Source organism: Paenibacillus sp. MAEPY2 (genome assembly GCF_000499205.1).
Taxonomy (GTDB): Bacteria; Bacillota; Bacilli; order Paenibacillales; family Paenibacillaceae; genus Paenibacillus; species Paenibacillus vandeheii.
The window spans coordinates 320,298-336,786 of record NZ_AWUK01000010.1 but is presented as its reverse complement, the minus strand read 5'-3'; the positions used below and the strand labels follow the sequence as shown (position 1 = coordinate 336,786).

General features: G+C 48.7%; 13 protein-coding genes and 1 pseudogene. 4 read left to right on the top strand and 10 right to left on the bottom strand.

The window, feature by feature from the left end; genetic code table 11:
- Nucleotides 1-30 precede the first annotated feature (30 nt).
- A complete protein-coding gene (locus P364_RS0108950; RefSeq protein ID WP_052016554.1) occupies nucleotides 31-1,044 on the top strand; it encodes a substrate-binding domain-containing protein in 1,014 nt (337 codons plus the stop codon).
- Between the two features lie 148 nt (nucleotides 1,045-1,192).
- Here P364_RS0108950 and P364_RS0108945 read toward each other — a convergent pair whose 3' ends face one another.
- Together P364_RS0108945 and P364_RS0108940 are read right to left on the bottom strand one after the other, a co-directional pair.
- Nucleotides 1,193-2,620: a pectate lyase family protein gene (locus P364_RS0108945; RefSeq protein WP_024629794.1), complete on the bottom strand. Its 1,428-nt coding sequence runs from the start codon at nucleotides 2,618-2,620 to the stop codon at nucleotides 1,193-1,195.
- A gap of 246 nt (nucleotides 2,621-2,866) precedes the next feature.
- Nucleotides 2,867-3,382, bottom strand: a complete 516-nt coding sequence (locus tag P364_RS0108940) for a DUF2179 domain-containing protein (protein ID WP_024629793.1) — start codon at nucleotides 3,380-3,382, stop codon at nucleotides 2,867-2,869.
- 340 nt (nucleotides 3,383-3,722) lie between these two features.
- On the opposite strand from P364_RS0108940, the pseudogene P364_RS38695 reads away from it, so the two are divergent.
- Both P364_RS38695 and P364_RS38690 read left to right on the top strand, forming a co-directional pair.
- A pseudogene (locus P364_RS38695) lies at nucleotides 3,723-3,971 on the top strand (Glu/Leu/Phe/Val dehydrogenase dimerization domain-containing protein); the annotation flags it as partial.
- Nucleotides 3,972-4,313: 342 nt separating this feature from the next.
- Nucleotides 4,314-5,006 carry a Glu/Leu/Phe/Val dehydrogenase family protein gene (locus P364_RS38690; protein ID WP_442952277.1) on the top strand — a complete coding sequence of 231 codons (693 nt, stop codon included), beginning with the start codon at nucleotides 4,314-4,316 and terminating at the stop codon, nucleotides 5,004-5,006.
- Between the two features lie 257 nt (nucleotides 5,007-5,263).
- On the opposite strand, the gene P364_RS0108930 is transcribed toward P364_RS38690, so the two are convergent.
- From P364_RS0108930 to P364_RS36095, 8 genes are all read right to left on the bottom strand, one after another.
- Nucleotides 5,264-6,931, bottom strand: coding sequence for a hypothetical protein (locus P364_RS0108930; RefSeq protein WP_024629791.1), 1,668 nt, complete (start codon nucleotides 6,929-6,931; stop codon nucleotides 5,264-5,266).
- A gap of 1 nt (nucleotide 6,932) precedes the next feature.
- Nucleotides 6,933-7,721: an ABC transporter ATP-binding protein gene (locus P364_RS0108925; protein WP_024629790.1), complete on the bottom strand. Its 789-nt coding sequence runs from the start codon at nucleotides 7,719-7,721 to the stop codon at nucleotides 6,933-6,935.
- A 254-nt stretch (nucleotides 7,722-7,975) separates the two neighbouring features.
- Nucleotides 7,976-9,478 carry an RICIN domain-containing protein gene (locus P364_RS0108920; RefSeq protein ID WP_152532687.1) on the bottom strand — a complete coding sequence of 501 codons (1,503 nt, stop codon included), beginning with the start codon at nucleotides 9,476-9,478 and terminating at the stop codon, nucleotides 7,976-7,978.
- Between the two features lie 388 nt (nucleotides 9,479-9,866).
- Nucleotides 9,867-10,511 (bottom strand): SDR family oxidoreductase, encoded by a 645-nt coding sequence (locus P364_RS0108910; protein WP_024629788.1) that lies wholly within the window; start codon nucleotides 10,509-10,511, stop codon nucleotides 9,867-9,869.
- Nucleotides 10,512-10,846: 335 nt separating this feature from the next.
- A complete protein-coding gene (locus P364_RS0108905; protein WP_024629787.1) occupies nucleotides 10,847-12,028 on the bottom strand; it encodes an NAD(P)/FAD-dependent oxidoreductase in 1,182 nt (393 codons plus the stop codon).
- A gap of 23 nt (nucleotides 12,029-12,051) precedes the next feature.
- Nucleotides 12,052-12,498 (bottom strand): DUF1641 domain-containing protein, encoded by a 447-nt coding sequence (locus tag P364_RS0108900; RefSeq protein ID WP_024629786.1) that lies wholly within the window; start codon nucleotides 12,496-12,498, stop codon nucleotides 12,052-12,054.
- A gap of 711 nt (nucleotides 12,499-13,209) precedes the next feature.
- Nucleotides 13,210-14,988, bottom strand: a complete 1,779-nt coding sequence (locus P364_RS0108895; protein ID WP_024629785.1) for an RNA polymerase sigma factor — start codon at nucleotides 14,986-14,988, stop codon at nucleotides 13,210-13,212.
- Between the two features lie 37 nt (nucleotides 14,989-15,025).
- Nucleotides 15,026-15,979: a hypothetical protein gene (locus P364_RS36095; RefSeq protein ID WP_024629784.1), complete on the bottom strand. Its 954-nt coding sequence runs from the start codon at nucleotides 15,977-15,979 to the stop codon at nucleotides 15,026-15,028.
- A 192-nt stretch (nucleotides 15,980-16,171) separates the two neighbouring features.
- Between P364_RS36095 and P364_RS36805 the strand changes: the two genes are divergently transcribed.
- Complete coding sequence (locus P364_RS36805; RefSeq protein WP_076287359.1) at nucleotides 16,172-16,345, top strand: CsbD family protein; 174 nt, start codon at nucleotides 16,172-16,174, stop codon at nucleotides 16,343-16,345.
- Nucleotides 16,346-16,489: the final 144 nt, after the last annotated feature.

Here is a 16,489-nt window from a genome sequence, read left to right as displayed (position 1 = left end):
AGGCGACCAAAGCTGAAGAACAATATCACCATGCGGGATATCGCCGACAAGCTCGGAGTTAGCAGTGTGACGGTCTCGAAAGCATTAAATGATAAAGATGGCGTCAGTGGCGAATTAAAGGAAAAAATTAAAGTGCTTGCCGTTCAGATGGGCTATCGATATAATGCTGCGGCCCGTTCAATGAAGGAAGGCTTGACTCATAATATTGGCGTTATTATCCCGGAGCGTTTTACCGGGCCTACCCAATCGTTCTATGTACGTGTATTCCAGCGCATCACCAAACATCTGGAGGATCAGGGGTACTACGGTATTCTTCATATTTTGAATGTTGAGGACGAAGAGGAATTAATTCTGCCGAAGCTCTATAGTGACAACAAGGTGGATGGTTTCATTGTGCTTGGACAGATCAGTAAAGAATATATCGAGCTGGTCCAGTCGATGGACGTTCCCAAAATGTTTCTCGATTTCTACGATGAGCATTCGGATATCGATTCTGTCGTCACTGATAACTTTTACGCTGCTTATGAGCTGACCAACGTTCTGGTTCAACAGGGACACCGCCGTATCGCTTATGTCGGGAATCTCTATTCTACCAGCAGCATTCAGGACCGATTCCTCGGCTATTACAAATCATTGCTGGAACATCGGTTGCCGATGGATCAAAATCTTGTGCTTAATGACCGCGATGAGCGAGGTACGTTTATTGAAATTGATCTGCCGGAACAGCTGCCAACGGCGTTTGTATGCAACTGCGATCAGGTCGCTCATTTGCTCGTTCAGAAACTGACTTCCCTGGGTATCCAGGTGCCTGCACAATGCTCCGTCGTTGGATTCGATAATGATATCTATGCCACGCTTTCCGAACCCAAATTAACTACGGTTGAGGTGGATGTGGAACAGATGGCGCGGACCGCGGTTCATTCCATGCTCAAAAAGATTGATAACCCGAGTCGCAGCTTCGGTCGCGTACACGTGAAGGGCAACATCATTTATCGTGACTCGGTGAGTGCTGCACCAGCCCTTTCGGAGGAAGCGTCTATCTAAAAAGAAACAGGGTTTCCCTGTTTATACAAAAAGAGTGCTCCCGGCCATTATGGCTGCAGGAGCACTCTTTGCTTATGAAAAAACGAGGAAGCAGCAGGAATCCTGTAGATCACGGCCACTCGTTTCAACACCCTACTCTTGTTGTAACCTAGTAACTCGTCTTCAGCCAGTTGTCTTTGGACCAGGTTAATTTGCCCGCACCTGCTCCGCTTGAACCGGTAAGACGTGCATTCAGCGTCGCTGGATCATCCGTAGTGTAGCTGTAAGGAAGGGAAGAGAATCCGTTCCAGGAAAAAGCTTTCACTGCGGCCGGAACCGGACTAAGCGGACTGCCGGACGTATCACTGTTTCCACGGAATGAGCTTCCATCCAGGGAATACATCGTGTCCGTCACCTGAATTTTACCGGTATATGTGGCATCGGCCGGATCTGTCTGGTTATTGCGGACCGGGAACTGCACGTCTTTGATCACCGACTTTTCGACCAGCACTGCGCCGCTTTCGGTGGAGATCGCTCCATTACCGATAATATCAAAATGGTACCCTTTGGACGAAATCGCCGTTGCCATTGCAGAAGTGATTCTGGATTTGGCCGCACGTGCCCCAGTCGCATCCATCACGATATTGTAGGCGTGCGCATTTCCTCCGCGCAGACGCGGCATCCGATCCTGAATATCCTTGTACAGGTTATGGTGCAGGGTCATGGACAGATTGGCGTTAGCTGATTCGAAGCTGGTCGAACCAACCAGATGGCCTTTTTTCTGAGGAGACGAAATGGCAATGATATCGGCTTTGCTGAGCCCAACAGCGCTGCTGCGCAGGTAGTTGTACATTGGATAGGAAGCCTTATTCGCTTCCAACTCGTTAATCTGCTGGGTGACCCAGCTGTTCGAGCTGCCGTCATCTCCTTTGAAGAGGGACCAGGAGATGGTCACACCGCTGGTTCCTTTTTTCGAGTCGACAAGCCCGTCATAGGCTTTATTGAATGTACAGTGGTCAATCCATACGTTATTGTTCTCTTCAAGGGTAATGTAATCCCAGTCGTTTTTGTCATAATCACCTTTGGTTGATTCATCCCATTCCCATAATTCATCGAATTCAAGGTTGCGGATGATGACGTTGGAGCTGCGTTTGACGCTGAAGGCCGCATGTTTGATCTTGGCCCCATTGGCTGAGAAAATGGTCAGGCCATTGAAGCTGTCGATCGTCAGCTTGCTGACGCCCGTTTGTTTCAGCACGGGGTGAGTCAGTGCATCATTATGCTTGGCAAAAGGCGAGGTCTGAGCAGCGCTCGGAATTTCATTCCATCCCAAGTTCAGGTCGTTCATAATCTCGACGACTTTGACACCGGAATTCTTTTTCAGAGCGGCAGCCAGATCCGTTGCATTGTACACCTTCTTATACTTGGACGTATCCGATTCGCTGATGGTGCCTCCACCCGTATTCCCTTGGGAGAAACCTGTAAGATTGTAATCTGCATTTCCCGCTGCCTGTACACTTATCGGTCCAGACAGGAGGGTAAAACCCAACGTCAGAGCCAGTGCTGCACTGCACCATGTTCGAATCTTGCTTTTCATAAAACCATTCCTCCCTAATGATAATGATTACGCACGTCCATCTCTGCCATCGCATGTCACGAAGGACATGTCCTCAATGTAAATGCTGGAAGCGATTACGACAATAATCCTTATCTCAGGTCGTTTCGTGATCTTGACATCAGCCGATATACAACACCCAATTTAACCTGGAGCATTCCAATTTCAACTTATGTACATGAGAAAAAGCCCCCGAAGGGGCTTACTATTATCTCGAATATTCCTTAATTATCTTTTGATCGAACGTGTCCAGAACCCGCCATGGAACTGTTTGGGTTCGACGGTAATGACAAATGCTTTGGGATCCAGCGCCAGAATCGTCTGATACAGCAGTTTCTGGTTTTTGCGTTTCGCCAAAATCTCCATAACCAGTCGATCTCCGTCACGCCCACTGCCAACCCAGGCGGTAACACCGTAGCCTCTATCCCGCAAGGCATTCGCCACATCCCCGCCCATCTGGTTACAAATCACCTTAACGGTAACGTAACCGAGCGCAATCTTCTCTTCAATCCAGGCACCCAGCAGTACCCCTAGCCCGTAACCAACGGCATACACAATCAACGCAGAAGGCTGAGTCAGATATTTGAGTACCAAATTCAGGCCAAGTACATAGATTACAATCTCGCCCATACTGATGAGCGCAGCAATATATTTCTGTCCTTTGAGCGTCAAAATCATCCGAAGTGTATACGCGGATACATACACAATCTGGATTAAAAAGATAAATACCAGTATTTTAAACAATCGCCATCCCTCTTTCCTGACTTTCACACCGGAACGGGCTGTTTGTTGTGCGCCTTCATTCCGTTTCCTCTGCACGTCATTTACGCGTCTGTACGTCTACTCTATCTCCATCATTGGACGTTATACGGTCATTTTAAACGGTTGAATAACAATCGGCTGCATTTTCTGCCCACAGGCATGCCGGAACTGCCATTATAGAGCCCTTTCTGCTCATTATCAACCCGGCCTGAGACCCAGGGGCGAAAACCTGCGGGACTGAATATGCTGAGTCATCAGCAATGAGAACGAAATGTTAGGCAGCAGATTCGCGAAACGACGGCTACTAAAAGGGGGAAAGGCCATGCAGTTGTGGCACGAGATGGAACGGGAAGCTATGGAAGAACTCATATTTTGCCATGATCCACGCAGCGGGCTCAAAGCCGTCATTGCCATTCATAGTACGGTACTGGGTCCCGCACTTGGAGGATGTCGCTGCTGGACGTATGCATCGGAAGAGGACGCTGTTCGGGACGCCATCAAACTCGCCAAAGGCATGACCTACAAATCGGCGGTATCCGGCCTGCCATATGGTGGTGGTAAAGCTGTGGTATGGGATGTGCCAACCGAGCTGAGAGGTATAACAGGTGGCAACAGTCCAGGCAGCGAAATCCTCAAGAAAAATAACGAGAAAACCAAGGGGCAAACACATGGGGGTCAAGAGGCTGCGGGAATCGAAGCAGGAACGAAAAAAGATATCGGAAACAACATAAATGACGGACCGTTAAATACTTCCGTGATACGTACAAATAGAGATCCGGAACCTTCGGATAGCATCGCCTTGAGCTTACAAGCCTCCAAACGTGCAGCGATTTTCCGAGCGCTTGGTCGTTCTCTGGAAAGACTGAACGGCCGCTATGTCACTGGGCTTGATCTAGGCACTACGGCGGCGGACATGGATCAGATCCGGCTGGAAACGGCCCATGTGACGGATACGACCGGATCGCTTGGCGCACAGGATGACTTCACAGCCGAGATGACCGCCTACGGTGTGTATACCGGCATTGTGACATCGCTGTGTCACCAGGGCATCGGCGCCTTGCAGGGCATTTCCGTTGCCGTCCAGGGACTGGGCAAGGTCGGGTATGCCCTGTGCCGTTACCTGCATGCAGCCGGGGCACGGCTCATCGTGGCAGACGTTGTACCCGAACGTGTACAACGTGCCCTTGTGCAGTTCAGCGGCGCCATTTCGGCCGATCCGGCCCATATTCACGCCGCTGACTGCAAGGTGTTCGCCCCCTGTGCCCTAGGGGGCGTATTGACCCCGGCAACGGTGGAGGAGCTGCGCTGCTCCATCGTTGCCGGGGCGGCGAACAACCAGCTCAGTGAGCGGGAGCTGGTTGTTCGCCGCATGCGGGCGCGCGGCATACTGTACGCGCCTGACTATGTGCTCAACGCAGGCGGAATCATCAGCACCGCCTGCGAGCTGGAGGGCGCGGGGCCCGACCTGATCCGCCAAAAGGTGGCGGGGATTGCGGGCACGCTATCCAAGGTCTATGCGAGAGCGAAGCAGTCTGCCATATCTACAGCAGATGCAGCCGATCAACTCGCAGAAGCTGTCCTGCAAAGCGGGAAATCCCAAGCTTAACATACCGATTGATCAACTAATTGAACACTACACTCCAATGTCTCCAGCGATCCATATTCCTAAATGGAGATTACGGTTACTTTGGTCATTTCATTTTCTCCATCATTAAGATCCAGCATAGCGCCCCAGAGAACCTGAAAGAATTTGAAAACCGTAAAAAAGCCACTCCGGTTCAATGACCCGGAGTGGCTTAAAGCAACTTTATCTTAACGCGTTCATCTTCCAACCTTCATCATGGAACCTCAACCGCTACTGCATTACCCTTCAACCGTTACAGGTGCTCGCTTCACCCGATGGCGATGCAGCATCGTCCAGAACAGCACATTGGTCACCACCAGAAGCCCAGTATAAATCCAGATCCCTGCTGGTATGGTGCGGATGAATACATGTAATCCCCATAACAGTGCCATTAGAGGAAAGAAGGCAAATATGAGCCAGCCGTCACTCTGCCCGGCCACACTGAAAGATTGGGAAAACGGCGGTTTTCGCAGCAGCAGCCTTCCAGACAACGGAATAAGTGCAGTTGCTACCAACAATATAATGACCAGATCAGGGAGAATCCGTAGACCAAAGGTCCACACAAATACAATAACGTTTAATATAAATACGGGCAGAAACATATTGCATAAGAAAGCCTTCAGCGCTCCGCTATATAGCACGCTCTCATTAGCCAGAGGAGCCGCCCGGAACGTCCAAAACGCCTTGTATTGTCCAGAGTACTTCAGCATGGTTACCACCGTCACAATCAGTAAGAGAACAATATACAGCGTGTAAAAGAAAGAGCTTTCTCTGAACTCTGCCCATGTGGAATTCTGTAGTTCGGTGAACCAGAACACATACGGCAATACGAAGGATAATCCCATGGACGGATACACCTTGAGCTTAAATTCCCGCTCATTTCGCATCATACTGGCAGACAACCGAAAACACGCCTGTTCTTCTCTCGAACGAGAGAATACCTTCGCCATGATGCGATCCCATCCCCCACGTCTTCGTCCAGAGGCTTGACCTGCATGTGCCATTTTCTCCAAATACAATTCAAAGGAAGGCATCAGCTTCACGTACACCAACAGACTTACCATTGGCACAATCAATGCAAGCGCCGAGAAAACATACAGCCAGGCGCCTCCACCACCGCCGAACAGCAGCTCAAATGCCGCTGCATACCATACCGGAGGCAGCAACAACTGCCACCAGGCAGGTGTGAACACCATATTAAAATCGATAATGCTGAACGATCGTATAACCAGCTGATAACCTACGGCAATCCCGATGGAGAGCAGGATCTGCACCATATTAATCATGTCCTTCAGCTTCTCGCCATCCAGAAACTTCATCATGAATAGATAGATCAGGGACGTGGTCACCAGAATCAACATATTTATCAGAATTAGCTCCACCAGAAAAAGCAGGAAAAATCCGATTCCGTGGGCAATCAATCCCGCTACCAGCGGCCCAGCCGTCAGGGAACCTGTCAACAGCAGCAGATAGACGCCTGCGTGGATGGCACGAGCCATACCAACGGTACGTCCGTTTACCGGCTTGGTCATGATGATATTACGATCCCGAATATCGAGTAATACCGAAGAAAAGTCAGAGATCATGGATGTCATGATCATAAACATCAGCATGGCGGCCACAAGACCCATCTGAAGCATATAGTGCCCCGTATCCCAAATCACAAAAGGAACCAAAATCAGCCCCATCAGTGCGTATAACCAGAGGGAACGCAAATACAGATTGCCTTCTTTCTGCTCCTTATTGCCATTACGCGCTGACAATACCGTCGGCACCCTGCGTTGATCCATCTGAAATTTCACCCGTAGAATAAGACGCAGCACATCATAATCCGCGCCTGTTCTGGCGATGATATGTCGAAAACGATCCAGAATCTTCAGCGTGCGAAAGTCGGAGGATTCCGCCATATCAGTACACCTCCTCCTGCACGATGGACACAAAGCGTTCCGCAATCGCCTGATGCTCATTGAAGCCCGTCAGTTGATTGAATACTTCCTCCAGTGAACCCTCCATGGATTGCTGCTGAAGCTGCCTGAACGTACCATCCGCCATCACGCGACCTTCGGCAATCAGGACGATTCGGCTGCTGATCTTCTCCACCACATCCATGATGTGTGACGAATAGAATATGGTTGTGCCTTTGGCAGACAGCTGCGTCAAAATCTCCTTCACGACCATCACGCTGTTAGCATCCAGTCCACTGAGCGGTTCATCCAGAAACAACAGATCCGGGTCATGCAGCAGCGCGGAGATCAGCAGCACTTTCTGACGCATGCCTTTGGAGAAGGAAGCGATGCGGGAATGATATGATTTCTCCAGTCCAAAACAGTCCATCAGCAATTTCGCCTTATAATCGGCATCTTCATAGGACAACCCATACAATTCTCCGGTAAACGTCAGATACTCTGCCGGGGTTAATTGTTCGTATAATTCCGCCACTTCTGGCACATAACCGATTCTGCGCTTATATTCCACGTCACCGTCCGCGATATCCTTGCCAAAAATCCGAACCGTACCCACATACCCCTCAACCAGTCCGAGCAAAATCTTGACCGTCGTGCTTTTACCCGCACCGTTCGGGCCGATATATCCGATCATTTCGCCCCGATTCACTTCCAGATCAATACCATTCAGCACATAACGGCCGTTATACCTCATCCGCAAGCCTTCAATTGACAGCACTTGGTTATCACTCACTTCGTTATCCAGCTCCTGTCTCTATGTATATATTTCTACAATTCTACTAGTTTACCACAGTTTGGAATAAGAATGATTAAAGAATAATTGAAACTACATCACGATGCGAAAAATCGTCTGGATATCATCTCTGTGCTAGCATCACGCACAATGGTAACAACATCACAAAGCCCTTGTCCCGCCTATAGGTAGGTGCGGGACAAGGGCTTCGCAAGATCTTTTTAATGAATACACATATACCTCAACATAAATCCTTATTGAACCTTAACAATCTGAAAATGCTGATTCGTACCGCCATTATCTGTCCACTGGATTGCGGCGGCCCCGTCTGCCAGGGATTGTCCAGAAATATCAAGCAGCTTGCCTGTGCTGCGGTTTTTCAATTTATAGTAACCTCCGCCCACACTAACGAGCTGCCATTGCTGACTGGCCCAGCCGCCATCGTTCCACTGCTCAATCACAGCTCCATCTGCTGTGGAGCCATTTTCCACACCGATCAGCTTGCTGCTGGATCGGTTGATGATTTTGACATAACCGCCACCCGCATCCGTGATCTGCCACTGCTGACTGGTCGTGCCGCCATCTGCCCGCTGCTCCAGATCGGCACCGTTATCCGCAGAACCGCCGATGACATTAAGCAGTTTATTGCTTTTACGACTAATCAACTGATATGAAGCATTGGGGTCCCATACGTCAGGCGTATCCACTCCGGTTACGGAACCTGTAGCTGCATCAATGGTAACACTGCTTGCCCAGTTCATCGCCAGACTGGTTGCACTTGGGAAAGAGAGTGGCAGCCACACATACTTGGAGTCCTGCACTGGCCCGCTCCAGGCGCCAGCCCAGCGATCACCCATATAGAGATAGGATGTTGTCTGTGATCCTTCAACCGGAAGCACGTATGCTGATTGGGAACCATAGGTTGTACTATCCCCAAAGTTGCTCAGGCCGCTCCACGTACCAGTTATGCTGGAGGCAGTCGCATATTTGGCCTGATTCGGATTCCATCCCGTAGCCCCGGATGTGATCAGGAAGTAGACGCCGTCCTTTTTGAACATGGCAGGTGCTTCACGATATTGCCCCGGCCACAGCGTCGTTACGAGTGATTCCACCCCGAGAAAATCCGGAGTCAGCTTGTAGATATTCAGGTCGGCATTTACTTTGGTCGCTGAGATGAGATAAGCCGTGCCATTGTCGTTGTAGACCGTCATGTCTCTCGAATCGTAGCCAAGCGGACGATAGCTGCCCACATACGTATAATTGCCATCCACTGTACTGGAGGTTGCTACAGCCACTCGGGCTTCACCATAATCGACCCCGTTTTCCTTGTGCATCCAAAGAACATATTTACCTGTTGTACTGTTATAGATGACTTTCGGGCGTTCGATGTTGGAAATGTTCAGCTCGGCAGCTGAGCTGCTGGTGAGCACATCATTGCGATACTCCCAGTTTTTCAGATCCGCTGAACGGTATACGGACACCGCCTTGAACGTTCCATTCGGATTGCGGTTCTCTCCAAACCAGTAGTAGTATCCGTTAGCCTTAATCATCCCTCCCCCATGAGCATGAATGACATTACCGCTTGTATCCTTGAACTGTACCCCATTAGTCACACTGAGTGGAGCAGCGGAAGCCTGTTGTCCTGGAGCGACCAGCATAGCTAGCGATTGTAGCGCCAAGATCAGAGCAAGCAGATAACAAAGGCGACGAGTGAACCGATGTGAATTTGTTTTCTTTTTCAACCAATCCTCATTCATAGAACAATACACCTCCGCACTTTATTTGTAGAGCGCTTACAATAAAATCGATACGTCTCTTCTTCCTCCGATCGATGATGCATTTCATCAAATACTTACTTCTCAGACTGGATCGGCACTCACCTCCTGGTTACGATTGTATCCGCCAAGCCCCTGCTCGAATAGTGAACAATACGGCGGAACATGTACGATTACACACTGAACTTGCGAGTGAACAGCAAATAAGACGCTTCATTCGAAGCGCCCTGCTGCACATGGCTTAACTCTATCATGTAAACTCTCTCTTTAGTTGAGCTTTGCGCTCACCCTTGATCACCTGTACGGAATCAATCCTGCTGAGCTCTCCTTCATTCAGCCATTCCATTCTCCCGTTCTATTACAATACGAATTACAAATTACCTAAGGCATCCTCTACCAAGTCATCCCCGGCGATCAGATCAAAAGCCATGCGATACGTCTTCTCCTCCTGAAGGGAAGCAGCGATTACACGGGCCACATCTTCACGTGGAATACTTCCCGGTTTTAGATCTGTTCCTACAGAGATTTTGCCAGTGCCTGGCTCATTTTTCAAACCACCAGGACGGATAATGGTGTAATTCAGATCACTTGCGAACAACGCTCGATCGGCATAATGCTTCGCCACGTAATACGGCTTAATGGCATCCGACCATTTCTCCCGTTGATCGGCCCCAAACGCACTGACCAGAATATATCTGGTAATCCCCTGCTGCTGTGCGGCCTCCATCGTTTTCACTGCACCATCCAGATCAATGAGCAGCGTTTTGTCCGCTCCTGTAGATCCGCCAGAACCCGCTGTAAACACGATGGCATTGTGATCCTTCATCGCCTCGGCCAGATCTTCCACGCTGCCTTCCAAATCGCCAATCACGACATTGGCACCGAGCCGCTTTAATGCATCAGCCTGCTCCGGTTTTCGAATCATCGCAGTGACCTGATGTTTCCCTTCCTGCGCCAGCTGCTGCACCAGAAATTTGCCGATTTGTCCGTTCGCTCCAATAACTAATACGTTCATATATCATTCTCCTCTCGGTTTTCCTTTTTGTAACCAGCTTTTGATAAATCAGACTTCTCTTTCATTTAAACGAAAGCCGACGCTTCTAAGCGCCGGCTGCTATGTATTACTACCATTCAATGCATCCTGTGATGCGTATAACACGCACTCCTTTAATATACCATACTCCCAATACAGTTATACTGAGCACCTTTGGTCCTCGATATTTATGATAAGCAACATGGATACATCTCCTACTGTCAGGAAATGCATATTATGCCTGGGCTAATTCTGGATACAACAAAAAAAAGGCACCCCCAGAGGGGTACCTTTGTGTGCTGCATGGCGAACAGATCTTAGTAAGCCAGTGCAAACAATCCGTGAATATGAGCAAGGTAACGGATGTTACTTGCTTCTTTCATCATGGTTGCAGGCAGACCTTTCAGACGAGTCTGGTTGCCACCGATCATGCCGACAGCATCCTTACGACCCAGACTTCCCAGTGTACCGGAGAATACTGGTGTGAAGGATTCCATTGCGCCACCTTTGAACATTACGCCCAGGTTGTGACCAATGGTTTCACCCATTTGCCAAGCCAATTGTGCTGTTGGGGGGTATGGACGAGCGCCTTCGCTAGGGAAGACCACTGCGCTGTCACCAGCAACAAACACGTCTTTATGGGATGTGGATTGCAGTACTTCCGTAACTTTCGCACGGCCACGATCCACTTCAATTCCGCTGCCCGCAACAACTGCATTACCTTGAACGCCGCCAGTCCATACGAGTGTGTTCGTAGGGATCGAGCTTCCGTCTTTCAGCAGAACTTCATTTTCTTTCATTTCGGTAATCGCTACGCCAACGATGAAGTTAACGCCACGTTTTTCCAGACTTGATTTAGCACGCTCAACCAGTTCTGGCGGGAATCCTGCCAGGATGGAAGGACCTGCTTCAACCGTGTACAGGGAAACTTCTTTGAAGTCGATACCTTTTTCTTGGCATACAGCCGGAAGAAGGTCAGCGAATTCACCAACAAGCTCAATCCCTGTCAAACCGCCGCCACCAATAACAAACGTAGCGTCTGCTTTGTTGCCGGATTGTTTGTAAGCATCCAGACGAGCTTCCACGTGTGCACGAATGCGGTTAGCATCGCTAACGGATTTCAGCGTGAAGCTGTACTCCTGCAATCCTGGGATTCCGAAGAATGCCGTTTCACTGCCCAAGGCAACAACGAGCGCATCGTAAGAGTAAGTAGAACCACTTGTCATGAGAACTTTTTTCTCGTCCGGCTTGATTGTATCCACCGTATCGATTTTCAAGTTCACGTTTTTACCACTCAGCAATTTTTCGAGTGGAAGGGCCACTGCTTTTTCAGCAATGCTTCCCGCTGCAAGACGGTGCAGTTCCGTAATAATTTGGTGCGTAGGGTAACGGTTCACGACTGTAATAGTCGCTTCTTCCGGTGTCAGGTATTGACGCGCAGTCAGCGCAGTCAACAGACCGCCGTAACCTCCGCCCAAGATCAAAATTTGCTTCGACATATCCATCCTCCGTTCTTCTAATCTTAACGTTGCTGTTGTTGACGCTCGTTCAGGATGCTCAAGAATGATTGAGCAAAACGCAGCGTTTGTTGTACGTTTGGATCTTTAAGCATTTTGAGCATAGCGAACAAACCAACCGAAGTTTGCTCGGCTTGCGCACGATCACTCGCTTCGATGGCAGCAGAAGCTACACCTTTAGCTTTGTCTACAACAGGTTTAGCAAACTCACCCATTGCGCTCATTGTGTCGCTGATCAGAACTTTGTCTGTAGCTACGCTTTGTGCAAAGTCATAAGCTTTGGTCATTGCAGTGACCATTTCAGCCAGTTTAGGCAGGTTCTCCACCAGAACGGTCAAAGACTCCTGTACCTCAGGCTTCATCAGTTGATCCAGTACGTCCAAGGACTGGCGTTGGGAAACGTCGGCACCTTCTGTAACCGGCACCTCTTGTTGAGTAGGCGATTGTGACATAAGAGAAAGTCCTCCTTTACTTTGGGATAGAAGTCCGCGACTTTCATGATGCCTGTCAAGCAGAGCCGAACCACAAATACATCCAATACAACTAAATGTACCAAATTTCACACAATAGAATGAGCATAGCCCATGGGCCGCTCCCACATCATGTATTGTATCTTGGGTCTATTGCGGACAACATGTGTTGACGCAAAACGACAAGCAGGCCGAAACCGAACTCTATACCCCTATATTACACCTCTTACACATGAACATGAAAAAGAAATTTTTTACACTTGTGAAGATATTGTGAACATTGTAACAAAATCGATTTTTTTGTCAAGCATTGCAATCGAATTACAATCGTTCTTCATCCTGTCCCAGATCCGTAATCCTACCATATGTGGTATGAAGACAAGATCCCATACGGCCATATGCGCGATATGTACACAAGGGAGGATTTTTCAACTTAATTTTTCAGGAATTGTTTTCCAAAACCATGAATTTCATGCAACGAAATTGGTCACTGTCGTTATTATGCAGCTAGGGGTACAGCCTTATTCCTGAATTGACATCATTTCTTACCTTAGTATGAACCTATCGTGGCTTGAAAGCAAAAAAGACACAAAGAAGGCCTGACCAATCGTTCTGCCTCCTGAGGTTTATTTCACTGTTCGCTATTTCGCTATTTCACGATCTGACCGTTACATTTGGATCCCACCACAACCATTACCGGGTAATGTAAGACCACTCCTTTAGCAATGCTTCTATCGCAACAACAGCGTCTCGCTCCAATTTCTCTACCTCCATGAGGATCGAGATGGCCGTATCCCCCTGGACTTTCTCGTTAGGCTTTCCTCCTTCTGGAAAAGGGAAACATTGCTTGAGAACGTTTAGCCTGTCGGTCATGATCCGATATAACTCTTCAGCCTGGCGACAGAATGGCATCAAATTGGTGTATCGAGGGATCGAAGCCCAACTTAGAGAAAGTTCTTTGAAAAATTCACCAGCATAACGTCTTGCATCCCACAAAATCGCAATGTTATAGGCATGACCATTTGGTTCTACCCGTCTATTTTCCAAAGCTTCTCTCCAGACCGCATAGGCAGCCAGACCACTAACTGTGTTCGGCAAGGTATACGGGTCCTCTCCACCATAGTGAGCCAAAACATTGGTCAATGCCGCGTGCAAGTCCATTTCTCGGGTCAAGCGATCCGATTCCGCTGCCAATACAAATACTTCCTGGTTCACACCCCGGCCTACATGGTCATAGGGAAATGCTCCTGATTTAATGAAATCTAAACCGTATAGGGTCCGATCAGCATCATCATAGCCATAAATTAATCCGAACTCGGGAATATTCAGATCCCATACCACAGCCGGAATTCCCCGGTGAATGGAGTATCGGATCAAGGACAGGGCCCGAACCAGCCTTGGATTTAGCAACCTTTTCCCCTTCGCCTTCTCCTCTAGCATCGAAGGGTCCACCAGATTGGCATTGAGTCCCGCTTCGCTTGCCAAAGCCTCAACCGCATGGGAACGATAACCCAAATGTTGCAATCCTCTGGTAAGCACCTCTTTAAAGTTATAGGCGGTGGGTCCGGCGATATGTATATCCTGGGGCAGGATGGTCAGACGAAAAGCCAAGCCACTCATCCCCATAACCATGGGCAGAGATGGAGATTGATCAATATAACTTAACATCTCGTAAATGCAGGCTGCAGCCGAATTCCAGGTATGAGGATGGAGAAATGATCGGGGTTCTTCCAGAATGACTCGATTTTGTCCGAGTGAATTCCACTCTGCCAGCATTTCTTCTACAGATAATTGAATATGAACCTGGGACACTTTTTTACGTGAACGGGACAGAACTTGATACACATTGGCAACAGTCAGGTTGAATCGGCAGGCAATTTCTTGCGGTGACAGCTGTTCTATCCAATACGATGTGAAGACCTGTTGCTCTCTCTCATTCAGACAACCCAGCAGCTGATGGAGACTGTTCCATAGTTCCTGCTGAGCAACAGCTTGATGCGGGTCATAGCCTGCTTCCTGCGATCTCCGATCGGCGTCACTCAGCAGATGATTCAGCGTCTTGTCGAGCGAGTCTTGTTCGCTCCATGATGCGTCATCGGCTCCAAATGCTAGGAAAGAAGAAAAATGTTGTTCCCGCTGCTGCTCTCGGCGTTTCATATGCGAGTAAGCCTGATTACGTACAATCCTCTGCATCCAGGCCAGAAAACGGTCGGTATCCTGAAGCTGTCCCAAATGAATGAACGCACGAATAAGCCCATCCTGTAAAATGTCTTCTGCGAGAAAAGAGTCATGTGTAAGCGCACGTACATAGCGGAACAATTGCCCCCGGTAACGCTGAATTAACTCACCAAAGGCCTCTGTATCCCCTGTTTGAGCTCGCTGAATAAGCGCGATGTCCGGCTCCTTTTGCCGATCCTCAAATGTCTCACTCTCCACTAGCCTGTTCAGGCGATGATCAGCTATTTTCCCCATGGTGTAACTCCTTTCTCATAGCATTGCTTCACTTGCATCAATCCAACTTCAAAATAGCGGCTTCGAACTTCAAAATAGCGGCTTCGATCATAGCTTCCGTCTCCGCGATTGCCAACATGATTGTCGCAGCAGCCTCCCAGTTCCGGGAGACAAGACGGGATTGGCATTCCCCGAATTGACGGGACTGAGCATACTTCAAAGCAGAAAGATCGGGATGGAGTGTTTTAAAATACAAGCCATAATCATGGGCACGACGCGCACCTACGGGCAGAGCAAAATACACATAATGAGCCCACTCACTGCCATCGATTGCTCCAGCACGAACCTGTTCCGCCTTGTGCGAAATCGCTGAAGCTCCCGTTCGCCCTTCGTGTGCGGCAGTATCATGGATCTGTTCTGTAATTGTTGATTTGAACCATGTAAAAGCGCGACGGTTAATCTCATCCAGATCAGGCTGTTCAATACGTTCAGGACTCCACCAACGTCGATACACACCGCTACTCCACGGGAATTCAGACTTCCATGCTTCCTCAAGTTTATCTAGTGTCAGAAAGACATTCGGGAATCCAGCCGGGTCATGCAGGCATACTTCATTGCCCTCCATGCTCAACGCCACTACATAATGATCGCAACCTCCAAGGTTCGGAGAATTGGGGTTGTAGACGAGTTTGCCCATATCCAGAGGACCCATCATTACAGGACCCTGCTGCAATGCTTTTTTCAAATCATCTACAGGCATCTCTGTTCCCCGTGATTCCACACGCTCGCGCACACTGAATCCCAGAATACTCATCGCTTTGCTGATGGCCAGATCCGGACTAGAGGTACAGTTATCAAAAAAGAGAAGGTCTTCCTGCGTACGGAAAGCTCCCAGGGAAAAGCCACCTATAGCTTCAAGGAGACTCGGGTCCACCTTTTCTCCAATGGACGACAGTAGCATCGCTGCTGAATTGGCGTAACAATACGCACCATTTCCAATATAATTGCTCATATCATAACATCCTCTCATTCCTTTAATGAAGCACGCCATTATGCAGTGCCTGTACTTATACTGACTCTTCGTTCAGAGCATTTCTGACAGAATATGCAGCAGAATTTTTGCCCCCTGTCCAAAAGCGGAAGTTTAGACTATGGATTTCCCGGTTAATAAGGACTACACCAGAAACGAAGGAGATGTTCGATTATGAGTAATTCAACTAGCGATAAAATCAAAGCAGGCGTAAACAAAGCCAAAGGCGAAGTGAAGGATCAGGTCGGTAATGCAACTAACAACAGATCCCTTCAGGCTGAAGGCAAGAAAGATAAGGCCAAAGGTGCTGTGCAGGATAAAATTGCCGATGTGAAAAAACATCACTAGATCCATTCGTTTAACGTGAAAACGCACGACGATTCGTGCAGTAGATATAGGTAAGCTGCCTACCGTTCAGGCTGAATGAACATTTGGAATTGTACGGGAGCGCAAAAAAGCCAAGGAAGGTGTTATTCCCTACACCCTTCCCTG